At 46.8% G+C, this 2,293-nt stretch carries 2 protein-coding genes; both read left to right on the top strand.

The window, feature by feature from the left end; all coding sequences use genetic code 11:
• Positions 1-28: 28 nt before the first annotated feature.
• A complete protein-coding gene (locus tag THS27_RS26070) occupies positions 29-418 on the top strand; it encodes a GIY-YIG nuclease family protein (RefSeq protein ID WP_210403032.1) in 390 nt (129 codons plus the stop codon).
• Positions 419-474: 56 nt separating this feature from the next.
• The gene (locus tag THS27_RS26065; RefSeq protein ID WP_085595913.1) at positions 475-2,265 is read left to right on the top strand and encodes an ATP-dependent endonuclease; all 1,791 of its coding nucleotides are present in this window, start codon (positions 475-477) and stop codon (positions 2,263-2,265) included.
• Positions 2,266-2,293 lie beyond the last annotated feature (28 nt).

The raw sequence follows: 2,293 nt of genomic DNA, 5'->3' as shown, positions 1-2,293 counted from the left end.
TTAAAAATGGGGGGATTACCCTAAAAGCTTGGCCGAGCAAACCAGAAAAGGCCACGTATACATCATTAGTAACATTGGGTCGTTTGGAGAGAACGTATACAAAATCGGTCTCACGCGGCGTCTGGACCCGATGGATCGCGTCAAAGAACTAGGCGATGCCAGTGTCCCATTCCCCTTTGATGTCCATGCAATCATCTACTACGACGATGCCCCGGCACTGGAAGCCGCGCTGCACCGTGAGTTCTCTCATTCGAGAGTAAATGCCGTTAACCTGCGCAAAGAGTTTTTTAGAGTGGACTTGGATAAAATTCGAGCTGCTACAAACAAGCTGACAGAGAGGGAAGCAGAGTTCCGAACTACGATTGTCGCTGAAGAGTACTATGAAACGAAGCGGTTACAAGAGGCTCACTCTGCTTAAGTCAGAAAATTCAAGGTGATGTATTAACTAAATCGTTCACAGTTGGGGGGAACTCAATGCCTGCAGGTTTTCAGATCAAGAAGCTTACAATCGAAAAATTTCGCGGTTTAGAGAATTTCAGTTGGCAGCCAGACCCGGGATTAAACTTCATAATCGGTGGTGGTGACAGCGGAAAAACTACCGTTCTTGACGCAATCTCACTGTTGTTTTTTCCTGCCAACAGTTTTGCTGTTTCAGAAACTGATTTTTTCAAGAGAGACACTTCAACAGGTTTCGAGATCGAGGCGGTAATCACTGCACCTGAAGACCCACCGTTTGGTGTCGGTCACAATATTTTTTGGCCCTGGGTGTGGCGAGATAATGACGCTAAAATACCAAATTTAGAAGATGAAGATGCCCAGCAAGACGCCACAAGCGTATATAAAATCAGGCTATCTTGCTCTGAGGAATTCGAACTTTCGTGGGATGTTGTACAGCCAGATGGTAGTACAGTTAATTTCCCGACGTCATGGCGTAAAAAAATCGGTTTAACCAAACTTACGGACTCAGAGAAATCTGACCGGGATTTGCGTCTTGTCTATGGTGCCGCATTGGACCGGTTGCTGGGCGAACCAAACCTCCGCTCCAAATTAGCAAATGTTCTTTCACAGACTCCAGTTACTGGTGAACTTAGTCAGGACGGTACTGCTACGCTATCTCGACTAAGTGAGGCGATGGCCAGCGCGAAATTGCCCACAAACCTCTCTCTTGGCTTGGTGACAAGCCAAGGTTTGTCTGTTGGCGCTTTGATCGGTCTGATGGCATCAAAAGATGATGTTGAGTTGCCCCTAGGTAGTTGGGGGACGGGAACAAGACGCATGGCGGCTATGAAAATCGCCAAAATGTGTTCAAACGAGAATAGCTTGGTGGTCGTTGATGAGGTTGAACGTGGTTTGGAGCCCTACCGCCTTAGGCGCCTCATCAAGGAAATTAAGGAATCTGAAGCACAGGCTTTTCTGAGCACTCATAGTAACATCGTAGTCTCTTTCTCTTACGACGCCGGAACTCTCTGGTACATGGATGTAAATTCGCATCTTGGATTGCTTGACGGTGCAAAAATTCAACGTCAGCAACAACGCGACCCTGAGACCTTTCTCTCCAAACTGCCGATCATCGTGGAGGGAGGAACTGAGTTTGGTTTCGTTTCAGAGATGCTTACTTTGTTGCTGCAAAATGAGCCGGGTGAACATGACATCCGAGTGTCGATCGGCCAAGGAGATGAGACAATTGGCGTGTTAGAGGAACTCGCCAAAGTTGGAATTTCCGTTTTCGGGTTTGTTGATGGTGATGATGGAAATGACGGGCGCTGGGCCAATTTACGACGAGTAATGGGTGACCGTTTATTCAGGTGGGGTGGCGGTTGTATCGAGACGAACATCATTCCAATGTTCTCTGACAATTATCTTCAAACTCTAATAACAGGCGATGCTGAGAAGTCAGGGCGAAGGTTAGCAACTCTGGCCTATCGCCTCGGAATTGCGGATAAAAGCTTTGGTAGCGTTCTTGGTGCACTTGATGGGAATTATGAAGCTTTGCGTCATTTGATTGCACAGGCGGCAACCGGTGATACTAGCGAGCTAGTGCATCAAGAGGGCGTTGAAAATAGCTCAGAGAAGAAGGTTTGGAAAGCACACGGGCAGGATTGGTTCAAACGTAAAGATGGCTCTGGGGGGAAAGAGCTTCTTCATCATTTATTGACGAATAATAAATGGGATGATTTAGAGCCACATATGCGTTCTTATTGTAATGCTGTTTTATCTGCTGTGGGCAAAGACACAGTGCATCAGGTGGAACTAAATGTCGGATGAAGTGGTATCTAGGCTCAGGACTCATTAA

The organism is Thalassospira sp. MCCC 1A01428 (assembly GCF_002115825.1).
Taxonomy (GTDB): Bacteria; Pseudomonadota; Alphaproteobacteria; order Rhodospirillales; family Thalassospiraceae; genus Thalassospira.
This window is presented reverse-complemented; position numbering and strand designations above follow the sequence as displayed.